Below are 22,655 nucleotides of genomic sequence, written 5' to 3' on the forward strand. Positions count from 1 at the left end.
AACACCATGCTAGCGTGCGAACAGGTTCGAAAAGTTCGAACACAGGTGCCGGATCCGGCCCGAACAGCGAGAGGACGACCACTGATGACCCCACCCCCTCCCCCGCGCATCGGGATCGTCGGTGCGAGCCGCGGCCACGGCTGGGGCTATCGCGCGCACCTGCCGGCCATCGCCGCGCTCGCCGATGCGGGACTGCCCGCCCCGGTGGTCACCGCCGTCTCGACCACCCGGCCGGAGTCGGCGCGCGAGGCCGCCGCGGACACCGGCGCCACCGGCCACACCAGCGCCGAGGAGCTGGCCGCCGACCCGGCGGTCGAGGTCGTGGTGATCACCGTGAAGGTGCCGGCCCATGATCAACTCGTCCGTACCGCCCTCGCCGCCGGGAAGCATGTGCTGTGCGAATGGCCGCTTGCCCTGGACGCGCGCGAGGCGGCGGAACTGGAGGCACTCACCAGACCGGACCGGCGCGGGTTCGTCGGGCTGCAGGGGCGCCACGACCCGGTGATCGTGTCCGCGCGCCGACTGCTCGCCTCCGGCGAGCTGGGCGAGATCCAGACCGTTCTCGCGCGATCCTCGCGCGGCAGCGGGCTGGCCGCGCTGGATCAGCCGCGCCGCTACACCCTGGACCGCGCCAGCGGCGCCGGCAACCGCGAGGTGCACACCGGGCACTTCGCGGACCTGGTCGATCAGGTCGTCGGTGGCATCACCCCGGTCGGCGGCGCCGCGGTCGTGCATCGTCCGCGGGTCGCGGTCGAGGGCATCGGTCCGGTTGCGGCGAGCGCGCCCGACACGCTGGCCGGTACCTTCCGCACGCCGACCGGGCTCGGCGCGATCGTCACCTTCGACGGCGACCCCGACCCGCGGTCGACGCTCACGGTGCACACCGACGGCGGCGTCCTGGAGCTGACCACTCCCGGGGTGGACGAGCCGGGTGGCGCCGGCCAGCCACAGTTCTCCCGCTGGTCCGGCCGGCTGATCCGCCGCGGGCGGCCCGCCCAGCCGCTCGCCGCGGCTGACCCGCTGGCCGGGCTCGCGGTGCCGACCGAGGCCCGCCACGTCGCCGCCCAGTACCTCGCCCTCACCGCGGACCTGACCGACGGCGGCTCGCGGGTCGCGACCTTCGCCGACGCGGTACGCCTGCACGGGCTGATCGAGTCGCTCGCCCCCGGCGCCTGAGCGCCGCTCAGAGCAGGTCGGCCAGCTCTCCCGGGTGATGCCAGAGCAGGTCGTGCTCGCCGAGAAAGGTCTGCGTGGCCGGGGATTCCCAGGCCTCGTCGAGGTCGGCGCCCTCGACGGCGGCTGCGGCGCGCACCGCGGCCGCCGGGTCGTCGTCGACGAACACGCCGTGCACATCGGCGAGCCGCAGCACCGGAACCGTGACCGCGCCGAACTCCGCCGGTTCGGTCTCGTGCACCGCGACCTCGGCGGTGACCAGCAGGGCGGCGTCGTCGAGCAGCCCCGCGGCCCGGGCGATCAGCAGGGCGACATATTCGGCATCCTCGCCCGCGGACAGCTCGAAGGCATCCAACATCGCGGCCGTCGGGGCGTACCCGCGCAGGTCGACGAGCTCGGCGCCCTCGGCGAGACCGGCGGCCTGCTCGGTCGACAGGGCGATCGCGGCGAGCATCCTCATCGCGCCCCCTCCTGTCGCCGGTCCAGCGCCTCGGCGAGCTCGTCGACGGCATCGGGTACGCCCTCGGCGAGCGCCGCCAGGTCGGCCAGCTTGTCCCGATCGGCGGTCAGGCCGAGATGCACCCGCCCGTCGTAGGAGGTCAGGCCGGCGGCCAGCAGGTGCCCCGCCGCCAGCGGCAGCACCGGCCAGGTCGCGGCCAGCGGTGCCGTGCCGGCGTACACCTTGTGCTGCGGGCCGGGGACATTGGTCACCATCAGATCGTAGGGCCGGCGCCGGCTGCCCAGGGCGGCCCGCACGGCGAGTGCCTGCAGGGTTGCGGGCGCGAAACCGGCGATCTCGGAGATGTCGCGGGCCCCCACCGCGCGCCCGGTGTCCTTGTACGCGCGGGTGTCGAAGGCGACCTGCTGCAGACGCAGCAGCGGGTTGGGCTCGCCCACGGGCAGCGACATCAACAGCGGCGCGACCGATGATCCGAGCGAGCTGGGCTCGCCGTCGACATCGCGCACGCTCATCGGCGCGAGCGCGACCAGCTCCGAGCGGCGCGGCGCGGCCCCGCGCCCGGTCAGCCACGCGCGCAGCGCGCCGGTCAGCACGGTCAGCACGATGTCGTTGATGGTCACGGCGCCGAGCGTGTCCTCTTGGGCGCCGGCCGCCTGCCCCTTGGCGCGCAGCTCCTGCAGCCTCGCCAGCGGCAGGTCCAGCGCGGCCCAACGGCGCTGCTGGGAGGCGGCCCCGCCGAGCGGCGAGTCGGTGGGTGGGCGTCCGCCGTGCACGAACGCGCCGAGCAGATCGCCGACCGCGCCGGCGGTGCCACCCACGGCCTCGGTGACCGCGACCACCGCGCCCAGAGCCTCGGTCGCCCCGCGACGCGCGCGCGGCAGCAACGACGGCAGTCCCCCGCCCGCCTCCAGCGCGGCGCCGGCGAGCAGCCCGAGCGGGCCCGGCTCCGGCTCGGGTCGCCACTCGGTGCCGAACGGCGACTCCTCGGCCTCGTCGGGGATGGGATCCGACTCCAGCAGCAACTGACCGAGATCGACCGCATCGATCCCGTCCACCAGCACCGGATGGGTCTTCCAGACCAGGGCGGTACGCCCACCGCCCAGGCCCTCCACCAGGTAGAGCTCCCACAGCGGGCGCGACCGGTCGAGGCGCCCGGCGCTCACCCGGCCGACGAACTCGGCCAGTTGCTCGGGGGTGCCGGGCGCGGGCAGCGCCGCCGAGCGGACGTGGAAGCTCAGGTCGAAGTCGGCGTCGTCGACCCAGACCGGCGTACCGAGCGCGCCCGGAACCGTCCGCACCCGCTTGCGATAGCGCGGCACATAGACCAGCCGCTCGGTGATCAGGTCCAGCAGCCGGTCGCGGGTCAGCGGCGTACCGTCGGCGGCCGGGTCGAACACGTCGACCGCGCCGGCGTGTCCGGGATTGTGATGGGTGTCGAGGGCGAGTAGCAGTACGTCTCGCTCGGACAGCCGGTCTGCCATCGTCGGTCAGTCGGCCTTGACCAACAAGACGGGCATCGGCGCGTCCAGCAGTACCCGTTGCACGGTGCTGCCCATCAGCAGCTTGCCGACCGCGCTGCGGTGCCGGCCGCCGACCACCAGCATGTCGGCGTCGGCCTGGATCGCCTGGTCGATCAGCGCGCCAGCCGGATCCGGGCCCTGGGCCCCGATCAGCACCCGGACGTTGTTCTCGTCCCCGCCGGCGGCGACGACCGCCCGCCGGGTGTTGAAATCGGCGTGCTCGCGGCTGTCGGCGCTCAGTTCCTCCACCACGTGCAGCACGACCAGCTCGCGGCCGTCGCGCTCGGCCTCGAGCACGGCGCGAGCCAGCGCCGCCCGCCCCGGCACGCTGTCGTTGAAGGCCACCGCAACCACGCTCACAGGGCCATCATGGCACGTCCGCGCGCGCCTTCCCGGGCATCGGCCGGAGCCCTCGCGGGGCGGCGGCCCTGACATGATGGCGGACCCGGACCGGGCAGAGCTGGCAGGGGGTGAGCGGGCTGGAAGCTGGGCCACTGGCACGACGTGCTTTTCGCCCAGAAGCGGCTCCCCGAGGGTTCCGCGGCACCCGCGCCGCTGCGCTGAGGCGAGCGCCCATGACGCGTCGTCAGGCAATCTCGCGGCGGATCGCCCATCGGCCAACAGGAGCCGGGATCAGCCGTGATCGCAGCCCGGCGTCGGTGAACTCGCGGTCCAGGTCATCGAACCCCTCGCTGTAGATCGACCAGCCCCGATGGTGCACCGGGATTACCTGGGCGGCATCGAGCAGGGCCGTCACATCCACCGCCCGCGCGGCCGACAGGGTCAGCGCCCGCCCGGAGTTCTTGGCCGGCACCCGCGCCGCGCCGCAGTGCAGCACGGCCACCTCGATCCTGGGGAACCGGGCGGCGATGCGCACCACCGGGGCGATGCCGGCGTTGTCGCCGCTGAGATACACAGTCGGCAGGCCGTCGCTCTCCAGCACGAACCCACTGACCTCGGTGTTCACGTTGCCGGCCTCATCCAGCTCGCCGTCCAGCGGTCCATGCTGCGCCGGTACCGCGGTGACCCGCACGAGCGACCTGGTCCCCGGCAGCTGGTGCTCCGCGAATTCGGCCAGCCCGATCGCCGGCGGGCCGATCCGGGCGGCCGCCTTCGGTCCGGTGAGGATCACCGGTGCGCGTAGCGCGAACTCGCGCCCGGCCCGGTCGAGATTGTCGGCGTGCAGATCGTGGCTGAGTAGCACAGCATCGATGTCACCCAGGGCCGGTGCCGCGACCGCCGGGCCCTCGAGCTTCTGGTAGGCCCCGTAGTCCCCGGGCGGGTCGAGCGTGGGATCGGTGACGAACCGCAGCCCGCCGTAGTCCAGCACGGCAGTCGGGCCGCCGATCGCTGCGATGGCGAATTCCTGCCGGACCGCGGTCACTGCCTCTTCGGTGGGTGTCATGGTGGCCACCATACCTACCTCTAGGTATGGTGACGACATGGCCGACAATCGAGACAGGCTGGTCCGGACCGGCGCCGAACTGATCTGGCAGGCGGGATATTCGGCGACCAGCCCGCGTCAGGTGATGGCGGGCAGCGGGGTCGGACAGGGCAGCTTCTACCACCACTTCCCCGCGAAGGCGGACCTGGGCGTGGCCGCCATCGGCGCTAATGCCGCCGACATCGAAGCGTTCGCGGTAGACACCCTGACCGGCCCGGAGCCGGGCCTCACCCGGATCCGCCGCTACCTGCTGGCCGGGCGCGACGCGCTGGCCGGCTGCAAGATCGGCGGGCTCGCCTACGACCCCGCGGTGGTCGCCGACCCGCGCCTGCTCGAGCCGGTCGGTGCGGCGTTCCGGCGGATCGTCGCGCTGCTGGCGGACGCCATCGGTGACGCCCAGCAGGCCGGGGCGGTGCGCGAGGACCTGCCGGCGGCAGACCTCGCCGGGATGGTCGCCGCCGTCGTCCAGGGCGGCTTCGTGCTGTCGCGGGCGACCTGCGACCCGGACGTCCAGCGCCGGGCAGCGGCCGCAGCGTACGCCCTGCTGGCCGCAGCACCCGCCGGTCGTTGAGGAGCCCTCGCGGGGGGGCGGACGTGACATGATGGCGACCCACGTCCGCCGGAGCACGCGGCCGGTCGATGAGGACACAGGCGACGAACAGGGGAAGGCACGATGAAGACACCCCGCCCGGTCGGGTGGGCCATCGCGATCACCGTCACCCTCGCGCTGACCGTTGCCGCGGTGGCGCAGGCGGCGGGATCTGGCCAGCGCTCCGATCTGAGATCCCGGTTGACGGTGATCGCCCCGGCAGCGGCCGGCGGTGGATGGGATCTGGTGGCGCGCGAGACGCAGCGGGCGCTGCGCACCCCGGGCGGCGAGTCCGACGACGACCTGCCCCCGCTGGTACGCAATGTGCAGGTCGTCAACGTGCCCGGCGCCGGCGGGACCATCGGGCTCAGCCAGCTCGGCCGGATGACCGGGGACCCGAGCACGCTGATGATCACCGGCACCGTGATGATGGGCGGCATCGCCCGCAACGACTCCGAGTACACCCTGGCCGACACCACGCCGATCGCCCGCCTGGCGGAGGACTTCGAGGTGATCGTGGTCCCGGCGGATTCGAAGTTCGAGACGCTCGATGACCTGCTGAAGGCCTGGCGGGCCGATCCGGCGGCGCTGCCCATCGGCGGCGGTTCGGCGGGCGGCATCGATCACATGGTCGCCGCCCAGTTGGCAGGCGTCGCCGGGATCGACCCGGCCGACCTGGTCTACTCCGCCTACAGCGGTGGCGGCGAGCTGAGCCTGTCCCTGCTGTCGTCGCAGGCCGGCACGGTCGAGGTCGGGATCAGCGGCTTCAACGACTTCCGCGATCTGTTGGAGGGCGGCGATCTGCGCGCGCTCGCCGTCGTCGCGCCGGAGCGGCTCCCGAACACCGACATCCCCACCATGATCGAACTCGGGTATCCGGAGGTGGACCTAGTCAACTGGCGTGGCATCGTCGCCCCGCCGGGCATCACCGCCCAGGAGCGTGACGAGTTGATCAGCATCGTCGACCAGATGATCGCCACCCCGTCCTGGCGCTCGGCCGTGGAACGCAACCGCTGGAAGGATTCCTATCTCGCCGGCGACGACTTCGGCGCCTTTCTGGCCACCGAACAGACCCGGGTGGACGAACTGCTCGCGGAGCTGGGGTTGATATGAGCGATCGCCCCACCCCCGACCCGGCCAGCCCCGAGGCGGCCAACCCCGAGGCAACCGGGCCCGAGGCAACCCGGCCCGAGGCCCCCGTCACCGATCGGGTGACCCGTGGCTACGGCGCCTTCGTGATGCCGGCGATCATGCTCGCCGTCGCCGGCTATCTGATCTTCGGCCTGGTGACCATGGAGGTCGTGGAGAGCGACGAGTTGCTCGGGCCGACGGCCATGCCGTGGGCGGCGGCGATCGCCATGATCGTGCTCGCGGTGATCTATGCCGTCGACATCTGGCGGCGGCCGGGCGAGCAGCACGCCGGCGATGCGAGCCACCCGACGCCGGTCAACTGGCGTACCCTCGGCCTGGCCGTGGCCAGCCTCGTCGTCTTCGCGATCATCCTGGAACCGGTCGGCTGGCTGGTCTCCGGCGCCGTGCTGTTCTTCGGGATGACCACCGCGCTGGGCTGGGGCGAGGCCGCGGCCCGCCGCCCGTTGTTCAACGCGGTGCTCGCCCTGGGGCTGTCGGCCGCGGTCCAGTTGATCTTCGCCGGGCTGCTCGGGCTGCCGCTGCCGCCCGGCTTGTGGCTGGGAGGACAGTGATGGAACATCTCCCCGAGCTCTGGGCCGGTTTCGCCGCCGTCCTCACCGTCGAGAACCTGCTCTGGCTGGTGCTCGGCGCGCTGCTCGGCACCGCCGTCGGCGTATTGCCCGGGCTCGGGTCGTCGATGGCGGTCGCGCTGTTGTTGCCGATGACCTTCACGCTGTCCCCGACCGCGGCGCTGATCATGTTCGCCGGCGTGTACTTCGGCGGCCTCTTCGGCGACTCGATCTCCGGCATCCTGATGAACACCCCGGGCAATTCCACCGCGATCGCCTCCACCTTCGAGGGCCACCGGATGGCCCTGTCCGGCCGGGCGCCGCAGGCGCTGGCCACCTCCGCGATCGGCGCGTTCACCGGCGGACTGCTGGCCACGATCGTGGTCGTCTTCACGGTGCCGCTGCTGGCCACCCTGGCGACCAGCTTCGGTCCGCCGCAATACCTCGCGCTGGCCGTGTTCGCGTTCATCGCCATCTCCGCCGTCGTCTCCGACAGCGCCGTCCGCGGGCTGTGCGCGCTGCTGATCGGTGTCGCCCTGTCCTTCGTCGGGATCGACCAGATCACCGGCACCCAGCGGTTCACCGCCGGTGTCCCGGCGCTCTTCGACGGCGTCCACATCGTGGTGATCACCGTGTCCATCCTCGCCCTCGGCGAGGTGCTGCACCTGGCCTCCCGGGTCGGTCAACGCGACGACACGTCGCTGATCGCGAGCAAGGGCCGTCCGTTCCTGTCCGGCCGCGAGTTCCGCAAGGCGCTGCCGGCGTGGCTGCGCGGCACGGGCATCGGGCTGCCGTTCGGCGTCATTCCCGCCGGCGGGGCCGAGGTGCCGACCCTGTTGTCCTACGGGCTGGAGCGCAACATCGACCGGCGTTCGGGGTCGCCGGAGTTCGGCAAGGGCGCGATCCGCGGGGTCGCGGCCCCCGAGGCCGCCGGCAATGCGACGGCGGGCACGGCGATGGGTGCCCTGCTGGCGCTCGGCCTGCCCACCTCGGCGACGGCGGCGCTGATGCTCGCCGCCTTCCAGCAGTACGGCATGCAGCCCGGCCCGCTGATCTTCGAGCGCAACGGCGAGGTGGTCTGGGCGCTGCTGGCGAGCCTCTTCGTCGCCCTGGTCGTGCTGCTCGTGCTGAACCTGCCGTTCGCCCCGCTGTGGGCACGCCTGCTGCGCATCCCCAAGCCCTATCTCTACGCGGGCATCACGCTCTTCGCCTGCCTCGGCGTCTACTCCGCCAGCAGCGCCTCGATCGACCTGTGGCTGATGATCGTGCTGGGCCTGATCGGCTTCTGCATGCGGCGCTTCGACGTGCCGCTCGCGCCGGTGATGATCGGCGTCATCCTCGGCCCGCTCGCGGAGACCTCGCTGCGCTCGGCGATGCAGAATTCCGACAACGACTGGACGGTGCTCGCCTCCGAGCCGATCACCATCACCATCTATGCGCTGCTGCTGCTGGCGATCGTGTGGAGCGTGGTCCGCAGGGTACGCCAGCGCGCCGGCGCCGACCTCTGAGCAGGCGCGAAGACCGAACCCCCGGGCGGAGGTTGTCCACAGGGTCGTTCCGCCCGGCGGGTACGCCGTGTCAGCCTGCTCGCATGGCAACGCACCCGTACCTGCTCGGCTCGGCGCCAGACATCGAGCCGGCCGGACAGATCCTGTGCGCCGCGGCGCCGTGGCCGCTGCCGGCCGCTGCTCCGCCGCCGACCGGCGACGCCGCCCCGCCGGCGGCGCCGCCACCGCGGGGCGAGCATGCCCGCCGCACCGCGGGTGCGTTCGCCCGGGTGTTCCTGGAGGTGATCTCCGGTCGCCGGGAGGCGGCCGGCGTGGCCGCGCTGCTGGCGCCCGGTCCGGCAGCGGTGCTGGCGGGGCTCGCGCTCACGCCGGACGCGCCGCGGCTGCTGCGGGTCGTCGCCCGGCCCGCGGGCCGGTCCATCGAGGCCGTCGCGGTCTATCGGGTCGCCGAGCGGACGGGCTTTCTCGGCTTCCGCCTGGACCGGGCGGGCGGCCGCTGGCGATGCAGCGAGCTGGCCGGCCCGCCGGTCGCGGCCGGCAGGTTGCGCGCCGCCGCATGAGACTCAGCCGCGCTTGCCGTGGCAGAGCTTGAACTTCTTGCCCGAGCCGCACGGACACTGCTGGTTGCGGCCGACCCCGGCGTACTCGTCGGCCTCGGCATCGGCCGATTCGGTCGCCTCGCCGTCGGCATCGGGGGCGGAGTAGCGCAGCTTCGGTGCGCTGCGTCGCCGCCCGGCGCCCTTGATCCGCAACGAGCCGGGCTCGGCACCCTCCCGCTCGGCTGCCGCGCCGACCAGTTCCGGTTCGCCGTCGTCGGCCGCGTCCGGTTCCGACTTGCCGTCGGCATCGTCCGCGTCGTCGGCGTCATCGGCACCGTCGGCGTCGGCGTCGGCGTCATCGTCGCCGTCGGCGTCATCGGCACCGCCACCGTGATCGCCAGCGTCCGCGTCGTCGGCGGGCGCGCGGCCATTGGTCAGATCGGCCACGCTGACGGGCTTGCCGTCGGCATCGGTCACGGCCGCGACCCGCGGCTGCGCGGGCTGCTGCACCTCCACCCGGAAGACGAATCCGACGACCTCGGCGAGCAGCGCCTCCATCATCGCGTTGAACATGTCGCCGCCCTCGCGCTGGTACTCCACCAGCGGGTCGCGCTGCGCCATGGCGCGCAGGCCGATGCCCTCGCGCAGGTAGTCCATCTCGTAGAGATGCTCGCGCCACTTGCGGTCCAGCACGGTGAGCAGCACCTGCCGCTCCAGCTCGCGCATGTTGTCCTCGCCAAGCTCGGTCTCGCGCCTGGCGTACGCCTCGCGGGCATCCTCGACGAACTCCTGGGCCAGCTCGTCGGAGCTGAGGTCGCCGCCCTCGTAGTCCTCGCGCTTCAGCGAGACGGGATAGAGCGCCTCGAGCTCGGCCCAGATGGCCTCGTAGTCCCAGTCCTCGGCAAAGCCCTCGGCGGTGAGCCGGCGTACGGTCTCCCCGACGACCCGGTCGACGGCGGCACGGATCTGCTCGCTGACGTCGGCGCCCTCCAGCACCTTGCGCCGGTCGGCATAGATGGTGTGCCGCTGCCGGTTCATCACGTCGTCGTACTTGAGCACGTTCTTGCGCATCTCGAAGTTCTGCGACTCGACCTGCTTCTGCGCGCTCTCGATCGACTTCGTCACCTGTCGGTTCTCGATCGGCTGGTCGTCGGGAATCTTCAGCGTGGTCAGCACCCACTCGACCAGGTCGGACTTGAACAGTCGCATCAACGTGTCGCCCAGCGACAGGTAGAAGCGGCTCTCCCCCGGGTCGCCCTGGCGGCCGGACCGGCCGCGAAGCTGGTTGTCGATGCGGCGGGACTCGTGCCGCTCCGAACCGACCACGTACAGGCCGCCGAGCTCGACCACCTCGGCGTGCTCGGCCTCGACCTGGTCCTCCAGCTCGGCGAGGGTGTCGGCCCACGCGGCCTCGTACTCCTCCGGCGTGTCCTCCGGATTCAGGCCCTTCTTCTGCAGCACCCGGTCGGCCAGGAACTCGGCATTGCCGCCGAGGATGATGTCGGTACCGCGGCCCGCCATGTTGGTCGCGACGGTGACCGACCCCTTGCGCCCGGCCTCGGCGACGAACTGCGCCTCCTTGGCGTGGTTCTTCGCGTTCAGCACGTTGTGCGGTACGCCGGCCTTCTTCAGCCGCGCGGAGATCAACTCCGACTTCGCCACCGAGGCCGTGCCGATCAGCACCGGCTGCCCTGCCTCGTGGCGGGCGGCGACGTCTTCGACGATGGCGTCGAACTTCGCCTCCTCGGTGCGATAGATCAGGTCGCGCTGGTCCTCGCGGATCATCGGCTTGTTGGTCCGGATCGGCAGCACCCCGAGGCCGTAGATCTTCTGGAACTCCGACTCCTCGGTCTTGGCCGTGCCGGTCATCCCGGCGAGCTTGTCGTACATCCGGAAGAAGTTCTGCAAGGTGACGGTCGCCAGCGTCTGGTACTCGTCCTTGATCTGCACCTTCTCCTTGGCCTCGATCGCCTGGTGCAGGCCCTCGGAGTAGCGGCGGCCGTCGAGGGTGCGCCCGGTGTGCTCGTCGACGATCAGCACATCGCCGTTCATCACCACGTAGTCGCGGTCGCGCTTGAACAGGTCCTTGGCCTTCAACGCCTGCTGCAGATAGCTGATCAGCGGCGTGTTGGCCGACTCGTAGAGGTTGTCGATGCCGAGCCGGTCCTCGACGACATCGATGCCGGGCTCCAGCACGGACACCGTCTTCTTCTTCTCGTCGACCTCGTAGTGCTCACCGGGGGTAAGCGACGCGGCCAGCCGCGCGAACTCGGGGTACCAGTCGTGATTGTCCTCGGCCGGGCCGGAGATGATCAACGGCGTCCGGGCCTCGTCGACGAGGATCGAGTCGACCTCGTCGACGATGGCGAAGTGGTGGCCGCGCTGGACGCAGTCCTCCAACTGCAGCGCCATGTTGTCGCGCAGGTAGTCGAAGCCGAACTCGTTGTTCGTGCCGTAGGTGATGTCGGCGTGGTAGGCCTCGCGCCGCTCGGCGGGCGTCATCGAGGTCAGGATCGCCGCGGTGCTCAGGCCGAGGAAGTGGTGCACGCGGCCCATCTGCTCGGACTGGAACTTCACCAGGTAGTCGTTGACGGTGACGACATGCACGCCCTTGCCGGTCAGGGCGTTCAGGTACGCCGGGAGCGTCGCGACCAGGGTCTTGCCCTCACCGGTCTTCATCTCGGCGATGTTGCCCAGGTGCAGCGCGGCGCCGCCCATGATCTGGACGTCGAAGTGTCGCTTGCCGAGCACTCGCCGGCTGGCCTCGCGTACCGTGGCGAAGGCCTCGGGAAGGATGTCATCGAGGGTCTCGCCGTCGTCGAGCCGCTTGCGGAACTCGTCGGTCTGGCCGCGCAGCTCCTCGTCGGTCATCTCCTCGAAGTCGGACTCGATGGCGTTGACGTGCTTGGCGATGTTCTCCAGGCGCTTGAGCACCCGGCCCTCGCCGATCCGCATCAACCTGTCCAGTACAGCCACGCGTCTTCCTCGTCCCTCGGGCATCGGCGTACCGCGGCTCGGCACGCCGCCCTCCATCGTAGAGGCATCGGCCGAAGCCGCGCTCAGCCAGCCGCCGCCCGCGGCGGTGCGAACCGCCTGCGGTACTCGCTCGGGCTGAGCCCGCAGGCGCGCCGCAGCAGCCGGCGCAGGGTCGAGACATCGCCCATCCCGCACTGCGCGGCGACCCGGTTCGCGGTCAGATCGGTCGTCTCGAGCAGCCGGCGGGCGTGCCGGACCCGCTCGGCGTTCAGCCAGGCGAGCGGGGTCAGGCCCAGCTCGGCGCGGAACCGGCGGTGCAGCGAGGCCGGGCTGAGCCCCGCCCGGCGGGCCAGCGCAGCAACGGTCAGCGGCCGGTCGAGGTGCCGCCGGGCCCAGTCCAGCACGGGCGTCAGTCCGGCCGAGCCCTCGGCCGGCAGCGGCCGATCGATGAACTGTTGCTGACCGCCGTCGCGGTGGGCCGAGAACACCAGGCGCCGCGCCACGGCATTCGCGACCTCCGCGCCGTGGTCCTTTGCCATCAGGTACAGGCACAGATCGAGCGCCGCCGCGCTGCCGGCGGCGGTCAGCACATCGCCGTCGTCGACGTAGAGCACGTCCTCGCGCAGCTCGACGGCGGGGAAGCTGCGCGCGAACTCCTCGGCCCACATCCAGTGCGTGGCCGCCGGCCGGCCGTCCAGCAGCCCGGCCGCGGCGAGGGTGAACGCGCCGGTGCAGAAGCTGATCAACCGGGCGCCGCGCCGGTGCGCGCGGCGCAGCGCGGCCAGCACGACCGGGTCGAAGCCGGCCCCGGCGTCCGGGCGGTTGGGCGCGATCACGGTATCCGCGCGGTCGAGGGTACGCAGCCCGGGCAGGCCGGTCAGGGTGAGCAGGCCCTCGCGCAGGCGCACGGTCGGCCGCGGCGCGCAGACGGTGAAGGCGTAGGGATCGACGGCGAGCTCGGGCCGGGAGATGCCGAAGATCTCGGTCGCGACCGACAGCTCGAACGGGTTCGCGCCGTCGCCGGTGATCATCACGACCCGGTGCGGGCGCGGTACGTGAGAGGAATTGCGCGGCATATGTCATTCCTAGCACTCGCGGCGCGGCCCGGCCAGGGCGAGGATGGCGGCATGAGCATCCAACCCCGTTCCCTCGACGAGATCTTCTCCGCCATCGAGCGCCCCTTCTCCCCCGTCCTGGCCGCCAGCATCAACGACTACGACATCAAGGCGGTCCGGGTGCAGGGCGACTTCGTCTGGCACGCCCATGCCGACACCGACGAGCTGTTCTGGGTATCGGGAGGCGAACTGCTGATCGACCTGCGCGAGGACGGTGCCGAGCGCACGATCACCCTCGGGCCGGGCGCGATCGCGACGGTTCCGGCGGGCATCGAGCACCGGACCCGCTCGGCCGAGGGCGCCGATGTCGTGATGATCGAACCGGCCGGCACGCTGAACACCGGGGATGCCACCGACCTCCCCGACGGGATCCGCCCGACGACGGCGCGCTGATCAACCGGTCGCGACGGCAAGGGCCCCGGCAAGATCGCCGCGCGGCTCGACGGCGACGCCGGACAGCCCGAGCCAACCGGCCATGATCGACAACTCGGCGGCCAGCTCCGGCGCGACGCATCCCGGGTCGTGGCCCGGCTCCAGCCAGGCGGCCCGGACGCGCAGCAGCCCCGCGGCGCGGTCGGCCTTCAGGTCGACGCGGGCGGCGAAGGTCTCCCCGAGCAGGAACGGGTAGACGTAGTAGCCGTAGCGCCGCTTGGCCTCGGGCACGTAGATCTCGATCGTGTAGTCGATCCCGAACAGCTCGCGCAGCCGACGCCGCTCGAAGATCAACGAGTCGAAGGGGCTGACCAGCGCCCGGGCGAGGATCCTGCGTGGCCGGCGGGCGTCGTGCCACAGCCACAGCGGCCGGTCCCAACCCTCCACCCGCGCGGGGACGAGCTCTCCGCCGGCCTCCAGCTCGGCGACCGCTGTCGCGGCATCGGCGGTGCTCACCCGGAAGTAGTCGGCGAGGCAGGCCAGCGTACCGATGCCCAGCGCGCGGGCCGAGCGGCGGACCAACTCACGGATCGCCTCCTCTCTCCCGGGTGTCGGCGCCTCGATGATCGAACTCGGCAAGACCCGCTCCGGCGCGGCATAGGCCCGCTCGAACTGGGTATTGCGCCGAGCGGAGGTGATCTCGCCGGCCCAGAACAGCCACTCGCACGCCGTCTTCACGCTGGACCAGTTCCAGCCCCAGTGATCACGCACCCGGACCTCGTCGTGCTCGATCTGGCGGGCCGTGATCGGTCGCGCCGAGTCGAGCACGTCGGCCCGGATCCGTTCCACCAGACCGGGGTGCTGCTCGCGGATCCTGATCATGGAGCCCCACGCCTCGTCCGCGGCGCGCGCCATCCGCCAGCGCAGCGCGGGCTGCAGCGTGACGTCGATCAGCGAGGCGGCATGGCCCCAGTACTCGAACAGCCGCCGCGGCGGGCGGTGCGCGGCCCGCTCCAGCAGCGCCGGGTCGTAGGGCCCGAGCCGCGAGAACAGCGGCATGAAGTGGGCCCGGGTGACCACATTGATCGAATCGATCTGGAACTGGCCCAGGCGGGTGATCTCGCGCTGCACATCGCGCATGCCGACCGGGCGCGCGGGCCGGGCCGCGCCGAAGCCCTGCGCGGCCAGGGCGATGCGCCTGGCCTGCGACAGACGCAGGCGCACCGCCGGCCGATCCGATGGCGGGGACGGGGCCGTTGGCATGGGCGCCAAACTAGCGCCCCGCCCCGACAACCGCGCCGGGTCAGGCGGAGGCGGCTCGCTGCGGCGTCGATGGGTTGGTCGCAGTGGGATCCGCGTCGGCGGCCGTGTCGATGTGGATCACGCCGTAGTCGAAGTAGCGGCGGCGGTAGACGACGCTCGGCAGGCCCGAGACCGCGTCGACGAACAGGTAGAAGTCGTGTCCGAGCAGCTCCATCTGGTCCAGGGCCTGCTCCAGGGTCATCGGCGCGCCGGCGAAGGTCTTCTCCCGGACCACCAGCGGTCCGCCGCCGGTCACCTCGATGCCCGCGACGGTGTGCTTGTCGGGCTGATCGTCCGGCCGGTCGCCGTCCATCGGGACGGGCAGTTCGGCGAGTTCGGCGGTGGCCTCGGCGACGGATCGGGGCGCGCGGCGGCCGCGGCTCACCCGGCGCCGGTCGTGGGCCTTGCGGAGCTGGGAACGCAGCTTGTCCAACGCCTGCTCGAAGGCCGCCGTCTTGTCCTGCGCGCTGGCCTCGGCGCGGACCACGGGGCCCTTGCCGATCAGCGTGATCTCGACCCGGCTGCCCTGGTCGGGCTGTTTGGTGTGCCCGCCCGCCGAGACCAGTACCTCGACCCGGATCACCCGGTCGCGCAGCTTCTCGATCAACCCGACGCGTTCGCTCACGTGCTCGCGGAACTCCTCCGGCACCTGGCAGTGCCGGCCCGTCACCACAACATCCATCGCAACCTCCTCACGGGTACGCCACGGCAGCGGCGGCACCCGACATCGAGCGCGGCGCCGCGGAACCGGGCGCCACACGAACGACGCCGCGCTGCGCCCCGGATCGTCTCGGGGTGCAGCGCGGCTCCATGCAACAACGCTAGTGGCCCGCCCCGTCTCATGCCAGCGATCTCACTGGTTCCCCGGGCCGGTCCGGGCCCCGGGCCGCGGATCGACGGCGGGTCGCCGCGACGCAGGCGGCGCCCAGCACCGGCCAGCCGGCGGCGGCGAGGCAACGTGCCGCCTCCGTCAGCGACGCGCCGGTGGTCACGATGTCGTCGACGACGATCACCGGCCGCGGCTCGCGCGGCCGCGCGCCCGCCCGGAACGCCCCGGCGAGGTTGGCGGCACGCGCCGCCGTGCCGAGACCGGCCTGGTCGGCGACCCGCCGGGTCTGGCGCAGCGCCGGGCGGGCCCGCGCCGCCACACCGCAGCGGCGCAGATCGGCGGCCGCCCGGCCGGCGAGCGTGGCGACCGTGTCGAGACCGCGGCGACGGATCGCCGCCGGGCTGCTCGGCACCGGCACCAGCAGACAGTGGGCCGCTCCCGCCTCGCACAGCAGGGCGGCGACGGCTGCCGCGAGCCGGCCGGCCAGCGGCCCCGCGAGGGTGAGCGCGCCGCGCTCCTTGTAGGCGGTGAGGGCCGCCCGGGTCACGCCGGCATAGCTGCCTGCGACATAGCAGCGCGGGAAACCGGTCGGGGCCGGTCGCGGCGCCGCCGGCACGGGCGGACCGGCGAGCTCGCGCCGGCAGTCGGGGCACAGCCCGATCCCGGGCCGGCGACAGCCCGCGCAGGCCGCACCGACCAGCACGTCGGCGGCCGCCACGACGAGCCCGGCGGCCGCGCGGCGAGCGGTTGCGAGGTGCACCGGCCCATCCAAACCGTGGGGCCCGGCGCGGCGCGAGGGCCCTGTGGAGAACTCAGCCGGCGAAGCTCACCGCGGTCAGCTCGTCGCCGAGCCGCGACCAGCTCGCGCTGTCGTCGTAGCGCCAGGCCCCGGCCGGGCCGAGCACGACGACCCGCGGGGTGCGGTGCCGCGGGAGCGCGGTGATCGTCTCGGCTGCCCAGCCGTCGGGGGCGCCGAGCTGGGTCGCCTCGGAGGCGTCGGAGGCCACCCGCCACGGGCGGTTGGCGCCCTCCCCTGCGGTCAGCACCATCAGCTCCTCGTCGGAGACCCAGGCGACATCGATGGGGGCGACATCGCTGGCGGCGACGTCGGGCGCGGGCCGGCCCGCCCGTGCCGACAGCGGCAGGGCGCGCCAGCCGTCGATCCGCGGCTCGGCCTCGCGGCGGACGCGCAGCAGGCCCAGCTCGGCACGGCCGTCCCGTTCGGCGACGGCGGCGATCCGCGTACCGTCCGGCGAGATCCGGAACGCCCGCAGCGCTCCGCCCGACAGGTCGACCGGCACGTCGGTGATGCCGGTCGCGGTGACCACGCGCGCGGTCGAGTCCGCGGCGTCGAGGGCCCACAGTTCGTCGCGGCCGCCCCCGACATACTGCGGACGCAGCAGGCGCCGGCCGGTCAGCACCCGCCGGGCCTCGCCGCCGTCGGCGACCGGCGCCTCCCACAGCTCGGTCCCGTCGCGGGTGATGCCCGCCACGCGGTCGCCGGTGAGCGAGGGCGACAGGGTCTGCACACCCGAGGCGTCGCGGCCCCAGGGCCCGGCGACCGGGGACAGCGCGCCCGCGCCCTGCTGGTCGTCCACCGTCACCACCTGACGCCCGGTGGAGCCGAACAACTGCTCGCCGAGCTCGGCCGGGATCGGATCCAGGCCGGGCCGGGGCCCGACCCCGATCAGGCCGTCCGGCGCCCCGGGCACCGGATAGGGCGCGCCCTCCAGCGACAGCCGCACCGCCGTGACGGCCGGAACCTGGGCGAGCGTGGCAACGATCTGGTCGCGCATCCGGCCGCGTTGCTCGTCGGGCAACCCCGCCAGTCCGGGACCGCGCAGGGAGACATCGACCACGCCCTCCGCATCGACGAAGGCCGACTGGGTGCTCAGCTCCGTGCCCGCCGGGATCGCCGTGCGGACGGCCGGCTCCAGCCAGCGGGTCGGCCCGCGGAACAGGATCTGCAGCCGCGCCAGTGGGCTCTGCGAGCCGCGCGGCACGTAGACGGGGTCCGGCACCAGCATCCGCAGGTCGCCGTCGAGATAGTAGGCGGAGGCGCGGGTGAAGAACTGCTGGAACAGGTACGCCTGGATCAGCCTGCCGGGTGGCGGATTGCCGATCCGCCACTGACCCGCGGCGTCTCGCTCCAGGCCGAAGTCGATGCGTACCTGCGGATCGGAGTCGCTGCGCCGCACGAGCCGGTCGGGCAGGTCGCCGAGGGGATCCTCGGGGTCGAGCAGCCGGCCCGGGACGTAGGCGCCGTCGGAATCGATCCGGGCCTGTACCGGCGCCGTCAGCACGGCCGAGTCCGAGGTCGCGTTGACCTGGCTGCCGTCGGCATAGACCACGATCCCCGCCTCGGGCTGCCAGGACTGCCGCGCCTGCGGCGTCAGATACTCCCGGGCGGTCGCATAGCCCGGCTGGTAGTTCGCCATCGCCTGCAGGAAGCCGTCGACGATGTCGCGCGGCTCGGCGCCGGTCCGCGGCGGCTCCGGCGCGATGTCGACCTCGGCGTCGGCGACCTGCCCGCCCCGGCCGCCGAACTCGACCGGCCCGGAGGTCGGCATCGACGCGCATCCGGTGACGAGCAGCGCCAGCGCCGCCGCGAGGGCCGCCAGCAGTCGCGGGGCTCGCCGTCTCGTGGCCCACCGCCCGCTCATGGCGCCACCGGGCCGGTCGGCGCCGCGCCGGCCGGCGCATCGGCGCGGCCGGTGGTCAGGGCCAGGCGCTCGGCCGGCCGGAGCAGATCGGTCGGCACCAGCGGCAACGGTGAGAGCTGCAGGATCCGGCCCCGCGCCCGCGGCAGGGTCAGCCGGAACTGGGCGCCCTTTCCGGGTCGGCCCCAGGCATTGAGCCAGCCGCCGTGCAGCCGGGCGTCCTCCATCGAGATGGCCAGCCCGAGGCCCGATCCGCCGATCGTGCGGTTGCGGGCGGGGTCGGCGCGCCAGAACCGGTGGAAGACCTTCTTCACCTGGCCCGCCTCGAAGCCGACGCCGTGATCGCGGACGGTGATCGCCACGGCATCGGCATCGCCCGCGACCCGGATGTCCACGGGTCGCCCCTCGCCGTGCTCGAGGGCATTGGTGATCAGGTTGCGCAGCACGCGACGCACCCGGCGCTCGTCCACCTCGGCGACGATCGGGCCGCCGGCGTGCAGCCGCACGTCGATCCCGCTGCGCTGCGCGAAGGCCCGCTGTGCGGCGATCTCGCGCTCCACCACCTCGACCATGTCGACCTCGGTGACGCTCAGCTCGGCCGCGCCGGCGTCGAACCGGGAGATCTCCAACAGATCCGACAACATCTCCTCGAACCGGTCCAGTTCCTTGGCCAACAGCTCGGCGGCGCGGCGCGAGGTGGGGTCGAAGTCCTCGCGCGCCTCGTGCAGCAGTTCCGCGGCCATCCGCACCGTGGTCAGCGGGGTGCGCAACTCGTGGGAGACATCGGAGACGAACTGCTGTTGGATCCGCGACAACTCCTCCAACTGACTGATCTGCTTGCTGAGCTCGGAGGCCATGTTGTTCATCGAGGTGGCGAGGCTGGCCAGGTCGTCGGTGCCGCGCACGGTCATCCGGTCGTCCAGGAAGCCCGAGGCCAGCCGCTCCGCGGCCTTGCGCGCCTCGCGTACCGGAGCGACCACCTGCCGCGCGACCAGCGCCGCGATCAGGGCCAACAGTCCGATCAGCATCACGCCGGTCGTGATCACCGCCTGCCGCAACACCTCGATCGTCTCCCGCTCCTGGGCGAGCGGGAACAAGAAGTACATCGGGTAGCGCCCCGCCCCGGGCGCGACCAGCGCGGCGCCGATCGCCAGCCCGGGCTCGTCCGGCGTGGCGTCGCGGTAGCGGATCGTGGTCGGGGTGAGCCACAGCCCGTCGCGGGCATCGACCTCGCGGCGCAGGCTGTCGGGCACGCTGTCCGGGCTGGCCTGCCCGGAGACGAAGTTGGAGACCGGCCCCTCGACCAGGACCTGGTAGCGGCTGCCGAGATTGCCGCGGTTGCCGACGTCGGTGGTGAGCTGCAACAACAGCAGCGAGATGCCGCGGTCGTCGAGATCGGAGGCGGCGAGCTGGCGCTGGGCGGTGTCGTAGGCCAGCGAGGCCTCGGCCAGCGCCGACTGCTTCTTGCCCGACAGCACGCCCTCGGTCGCCTGCTGCATCAACAACAGCCCGCCGAGGGTGATCACGATCGCCGAGGCGAGCAGCGTCGTCGCGATCACCCGCAGCGGTAGCGATCCCCACCACCAACGGGCGGGCAGCCGCGCCAGTTGGGCGGCCCGGCTAGACGGGTTCACCGGCCTTGTAGCCGATGCCGCGGACGGTGACCACGATCCTCGGCCGCTCCGGGTCCTCCTCGATCTTGGACCGCAACCGCTGCACGTGGACATTCACCAGGCGGGTGTCGGCCGCGTGCCGGTAGCCCCAGACCTGTTCCAGCAGGGTCTCGCGGCTGAACACCTGCCTCGGCCGCCTGGCGAGAGCGAGCAGCAGGTCGAACTCGAGCGGGGTCAGCGAGATCTCGGTGTCGCCGCGCTTCACGGTGTGGGCGGCCACGCTGATCGTCAGGTCGCCGATCCGCAACTGGCTCTCGTCGGCATCGGCGGGCGCCCGGCGCAGCCTGGTCCGCACCCGGGCGACAAGCTCCTTGGCCTTGAACGGCTTCACCACGTAGTCGTCGGCGCCGGCCTCGAGCCCGGCGACCACGTCGACCGTGTCCGACTTCGCGGTCAGCATCACGATCGGTACGCCGGAGGTCGCGCGCAGCTCGCGGCAGATGGAGACACCGTCGCGCCCGGGCAGCATCAGGTCGAGCAGCACCAGATCGGGCGCGGCCTCGCGGAAGGCGTCGATCGCGGCATCGCCGTCGGGGGTCCAGGTGGTCTGGAACCCCTCCTGGCGCAGCACGATCTGCAACATCTCGGCGAGCGAGGCATCGTCGTCGACGACCAGGATGCGGTGCTGCTGGCCCCTGCCGTGATCGCTCACCCGTTACTCCTTCACACCTTGTTCCGTGAGCCTGCCCGTGAGCCTGCCCGTGATCGCTCCCGTGATCTCGCCACCGGGCCGATCCGCGTCCCGATCGGAGCAATCCTATGCGGCGGGTCCGCACGAACCCGGCAGCAACGATCAGTTCTGCTCCGGCTCCTCCGGCCAGGTCGCATAGATGGCGACGTCGAGCTCCTGGCGGCGCAGCACGCGGCGCCACAGTTCCTCGGGCTCGGTGCAGAAGACATCGGCGTACTTGCTGCGCGCGATGTGCCAGGCCCCGGCGGCCAGCTCACCCTCCAACTGCCCCGGCTCCCAGCCGGCGTACCCGGCGAAGATCCGCAGATCCGCATACGCCCCGGCGACCAGTTCGACCGGCGTGTCGAGGTGCAGCAGCCCGACCCGGCCGGCCACCCGCCGCCAGCCGGGCGGGTCCTCGTCGGGCTGGTACGGGGTGGCCAGACAGATCGCGCCGTCGGGTGAGACCGGGCCACCGGCGAACATCACCCGCGGCTCGCTGACCTGCTCCACCCAGGCCGGCAGGACCGCGGCCAGCGGGACATCGGAGACCCGGTTCAGCACCACACCGAGCGCGCCACCGGCGTCGACGTCGAGCATCAGGATGACGGTGTGGGCGAACCACCCCTCGGTGTCGAGCACCGAGGAGACCAACAAATCGCCCGGGCCGGGCAGCGCGCGATCGCCCATCAGCCGGCGATGGCCCCCTCGGCCGCCTCGCGCACGGCCGCCGCGACCTCGGTGTGCACCGCGGCGTGGAACACGCTGGGCATGATGTAGGCGGCGTTCAGCTCGTCGTCGGTGACCACTTCGGCCAACGCGCGCGCGGCCGCCAACAGCAGGTCCGCGGTGATCTCGTGGGACTGGGCGTCCAGCAGCCCGCGGAACACGCCCGGGAAGGCGAGCACGTTGTTGATCTGGTTCGCGAAGTCGCTGCGCCCGGTGGCGACCACCTCCGCATGCCGGGCCGCCACCACCGGGTCGATCTCCGGCTCGGGGTTGGCCAGCGCGAAGACGACCGCCCGCTCGTTCATGGTGGCGATGTCGTCGGCGCCCAGGATGCCCGGCGCCGACACCCCGATGAAGACATCGGCGCCGGCCAGCGCGCCGCGCAGGCTGCCGGTCAGGCCGGCAGCGTTGGTGTGCTCGGCGATCCAGGTCAGCGACTCGTCCATCCCGGCGCGGCCGCGATGGATCACCCCGTCGATGTCGGCGACCACCACGTCGCGGGCGCCGGCGATCAGCAACAGCTTGAGGATCGCGGTCCCGGCGGCACCGGCGCCCGACATCACGATGCGCACATCGGCGAGGTTCTTGTCGACCACCCGCAGCGCGTTGAACAGCGCCGCCAGCACGACGATCGCGGTGCCGTGCTGGTCGTCGTGGAAGACCGGGATGTCGAGCTGTTCGCGCAGCCGGGCCTCGATCTCGAAGCAGCGCGGGGCGGAGATGTCCTCCAGATTGATTCCGGCGAAGCCGGGCGCGATGTTGCGGACCGTCGAGATGATCTCCTCTGCATCGGTGGTGTCGAGGGCGATCGGCCAGGCATCGATCTCGGCGAACCGGCGAAACAGCGCCGCCTTGCCCTCCATCACCGGCATCGCCGCCTCGGGCCCGATGTCGCCGAGGCCGAGCACGGCGGTCCCGTCGGTGACGACGGCGACCGAGTTGCGCTTGATCGTCAGCCGGCGCGCGTCGGCGGGATTCTCCGCGATCGCGCGGGAGACCCGGGCGACGCCGGGGGTGTAGACGAGGCTCAGGTCGTCGCGGTTGCGGATCGGGTGCTTGGAGCGCATCTCGATCTTGCCGCCGAGGTGCATCAGGAAGGTGCGGTCGGAGACCTTGCCGACCTCGACATCGGGCAGCGCGCGCAGGGCCGCGACCAGCTCGTCGGCGTGCTCGGTCGAGGCCGCACCCATCGTCACGTCGATCTGCAGGCGCTCACCGCCGGAGCCGGAGACGTCGAGGGCCGTCACGGTGCCGCCGGCCTGCTCGACGGCGTGGGTGAGCTGGCTGATCGCTGCCCCGCCCGCCGGGGCATGCAGCCGGGCCGTGATCGAGTAGGCGATGGAGGGTGCGGGTCTGGTTGCTGCATCGGTCACCCCGCGATCCTCTCACGGCGCGC

At 72.5% G+C, this 22,655-nt stretch carries 21 protein-coding genes; 7 read left to right on the forward strand and 14 right to left on the reverse strand.

Going from position 1 to position 22,655, the window contains the following annotated elements:
* The first annotated feature begins 84 nt into the window (after positions 1-84).
* Entirely contained in the window at positions 85-1,176 is a 1,092-nt protein-coding gene (locus GGQ54_RS01940; RefSeq protein WP_179443856.1) for a Gfo/Idh/MocA family protein, read from the forward strand.
* 7 nt (positions 1,177-1,183) lie between these two features.
* On the opposite strand, the gene GGQ54_RS01945 is transcribed toward GGQ54_RS01940, so the two are convergent.
* The 4 genes from GGQ54_RS01945 to GGQ54_RS01960 form a co-directional block, all read right to left on the reverse strand.
* Positions 1,184-1,633, reverse strand: coding sequence for a DUF6912 family protein (locus tag GGQ54_RS01945; RefSeq protein WP_179443857.1), 450 nt, complete (start codon positions 1,631-1,633; stop codon positions 1,184-1,186).
* Positions 1,630-3,114, reverse strand: a complete 1,485-nt coding sequence (locus tag GGQ54_RS01950; RefSeq protein ID WP_179443858.1) for a wax ester/triacylglycerol synthase family O-acyltransferase — start codon at positions 3,112-3,114, stop codon at positions 1,630-1,632. The genes GGQ54_RS01945 and GGQ54_RS01950 overlap by 4 nt, the downstream gene beginning before the upstream one ends.
* A gap of 6 nt (positions 3,115-3,120) precedes the next feature.
* Positions 3,121-3,513 carry a universal stress protein gene (locus tag GGQ54_RS01955; protein ID WP_343045821.1) on the reverse strand — a complete coding sequence of 131 codons (393 nt, stop codon included), beginning with the start codon at positions 3,511-3,513 and terminating at the stop codon, positions 3,121-3,123.
* A gap of 226 nt (positions 3,514-3,739) precedes the next feature.
* Entirely contained in the window at positions 3,740-4,558 is an 819-nt protein-coding gene (locus GGQ54_RS01960) for an MBL fold metallo-hydrolase (RefSeq protein ID WP_179443860.1), read from the reverse strand.
* A gap of 37 nt (positions 4,559-4,595) precedes the next feature.
* Between GGQ54_RS01960 and GGQ54_RS01965 the strand changes: the two genes are divergently transcribed.
* The 5 genes from GGQ54_RS01965 to GGQ54_RS01985 all read left to right on the forward strand — a co-directional run bounded on the left by GGQ54_RS01965 (position 4,596) and on the right by GGQ54_RS01985 (position 8,954).
* A complete protein-coding gene (locus GGQ54_RS01965) occupies positions 4,596-5,168 on the forward strand; it encodes a TetR/AcrR family transcriptional regulator (RefSeq protein WP_179443861.1) in 573 nt (190 codons plus the stop codon).
* A 102-nt stretch (positions 5,169-5,270) separates the two neighbouring features.
* On the forward strand, positions 5,271-6,299 hold the full coding sequence (locus GGQ54_RS01970; RefSeq protein ID WP_179443862.1) for a Bug family tripartite tricarboxylate transporter substrate binding protein: 1,029 nt from the start codon (positions 5,271-5,273) through the stop codon (positions 6,297-6,299).
* Positions 6,296-6,889 (forward strand): tripartite tricarboxylate transporter TctB family protein, encoded by a 594-nt coding sequence (locus tag GGQ54_RS01975; RefSeq protein ID WP_179443863.1) that lies wholly within the window; start codon positions 6,296-6,298, stop codon positions 6,887-6,889. Before GGQ54_RS01970 ends, GGQ54_RS01975 begins: the two co-directional genes overlap by 4 nt.
* The gene (locus tag GGQ54_RS01980; RefSeq protein WP_179443864.1) at positions 6,889-8,394 is read left to right on the forward strand and encodes a tripartite tricarboxylate transporter permease; all 1,506 of its coding nucleotides are present in this window, start codon (positions 6,889-6,891) and stop codon (positions 8,392-8,394) included. The genes GGQ54_RS01975 and GGQ54_RS01980 overlap by 1 nt, the downstream gene beginning before the upstream one ends.
* 83 nt (positions 8,395-8,477) lie before the next feature.
* Positions 8,478-8,954, forward strand: a complete 477-nt coding sequence (locus GGQ54_RS01985; protein ID WP_179443865.1) for an Rv3235 family protein — start codon at positions 8,478-8,480, stop codon at positions 8,952-8,954.
* Between the two features lie 3 nt (positions 8,955-8,957).
* Here GGQ54_RS01985 and secA read toward each other — a convergent pair whose 3' ends face one another.
* Together secA and GGQ54_RS01995 are read right to left on the reverse strand one after the other, a co-directional pair.
* Positions 8,958-11,909: a preprotein translocase subunit SecA gene (gene secA / locus GGQ54_RS01990; RefSeq protein WP_484549451.1), complete on the reverse strand. Its 2,952-nt coding sequence runs from the start codon at positions 11,907-11,909 to the stop codon at positions 8,958-8,960.
* Positions 11,910-11,992: 83 nt separating this feature from the next.
* Positions 11,993-12,985: a GlxA family transcriptional regulator gene (locus tag GGQ54_RS01995; protein WP_179443866.1), complete on the reverse strand. Its 993-nt coding sequence runs from the start codon at positions 12,983-12,985 to the stop codon at positions 11,993-11,995.
* A gap of 51 nt (positions 12,986-13,036) precedes the next feature.
* Here GGQ54_RS01995 and GGQ54_RS02000 point away from each other — a divergent pair, with 51 nt between their 5' ends.
* Entirely contained in the window at positions 13,037-13,417 is a 381-nt protein-coding gene (locus GGQ54_RS02000; protein ID WP_179443867.1) for a cupin domain-containing protein, read from the forward strand.
* On the opposite strand, the gene GGQ54_RS02005 is transcribed toward GGQ54_RS02000, so the two are convergent.
* The 8 genes from GGQ54_RS02005 to GGQ54_RS02040 form a co-directional block, all read right to left on the reverse strand.
* Positions 13,418-14,620 carry a winged helix-turn-helix domain-containing protein gene (locus GGQ54_RS02005; protein ID WP_343045822.1) on the reverse strand — a complete coding sequence of 401 codons (1,203 nt, stop codon included), beginning with the start codon at positions 14,618-14,620 and terminating at the stop codon, positions 13,418-13,420.
* Between the two features lie 79 nt (positions 14,621-14,699).
* On the reverse strand, positions 14,700-15,380 hold the full coding sequence (gene hpf / locus GGQ54_RS02010) for a ribosome hibernation-promoting factor, HPF/YfiA family (protein ID WP_179443869.1): 681 nt from the start codon (positions 15,378-15,380) through the stop codon (positions 14,700-14,702).
* A gap of 157 nt (positions 15,381-15,537) precedes the next feature.
* A complete protein-coding gene (locus GGQ54_RS02015) occupies positions 15,538-16,287 on the reverse strand; it encodes a phosphoribosyltransferase family protein (protein ID WP_179443870.1) in 750 nt (249 codons plus the stop codon).
* 52 nt (positions 16,288-16,339) lie between these two features.
* Positions 16,340-18,190, reverse strand: coding sequence for an LpqB family beta-propeller domain-containing protein (locus GGQ54_RS02020; RefSeq protein ID WP_179443871.1), 1,851 nt, complete (start codon positions 18,188-18,190; stop codon positions 16,340-16,342).
* On the reverse strand, positions 18,187-19,821 hold the full coding sequence (gene mtrB / locus GGQ54_RS02025) for an MtrAB system histidine kinase MtrB (protein WP_343045823.1): 1,635 nt from the start codon (positions 19,819-19,821) through the stop codon (positions 18,187-18,189). Before mtrB ends, GGQ54_RS02020 begins: the two co-directional genes overlap by 4 nt.
* Positions 19,808-20,512: an MtrAB system response regulator MtrA gene (gene mtrA, locus GGQ54_RS02030; RefSeq protein WP_343045824.1), complete on the reverse strand. Its 705-nt coding sequence runs from the start codon at positions 20,510-20,512 to the stop codon at positions 19,808-19,810. Before mtrA ends, mtrB begins: the two co-directional genes overlap by 14 nt.
* Positions 20,513-20,653: 141 nt before the next feature.
* On the reverse strand, positions 20,654-21,220 hold the full coding sequence (locus tag GGQ54_RS02035) for a YqgE/AlgH family protein (protein ID WP_179443873.1): 567 nt from the start codon (positions 21,218-21,220) through the stop codon (positions 20,654-20,656).
* A complete protein-coding gene (locus GGQ54_RS02040; RefSeq protein WP_179443874.1) occupies positions 21,220-22,632 on the reverse strand; it encodes a malic enzyme-like NAD(P)-binding protein in 1,413 nt (470 codons plus the stop codon). The genes GGQ54_RS02035 and GGQ54_RS02040 overlap by 1 nt, the downstream gene beginning before the upstream one ends.
* Between the last annotated feature and the right edge of the window lie 23 nt (positions 22,633-22,655).

This window comes from Naumannella cuiyingiana, assembly GCF_013408305.1.
In the GTDB taxonomy this organism is placed as follows: Bacteria; Actinomycetota; Actinomycetes; order Propionibacteriales; family Propionibacteriaceae; genus Naumannella; species Naumannella cuiyingiana.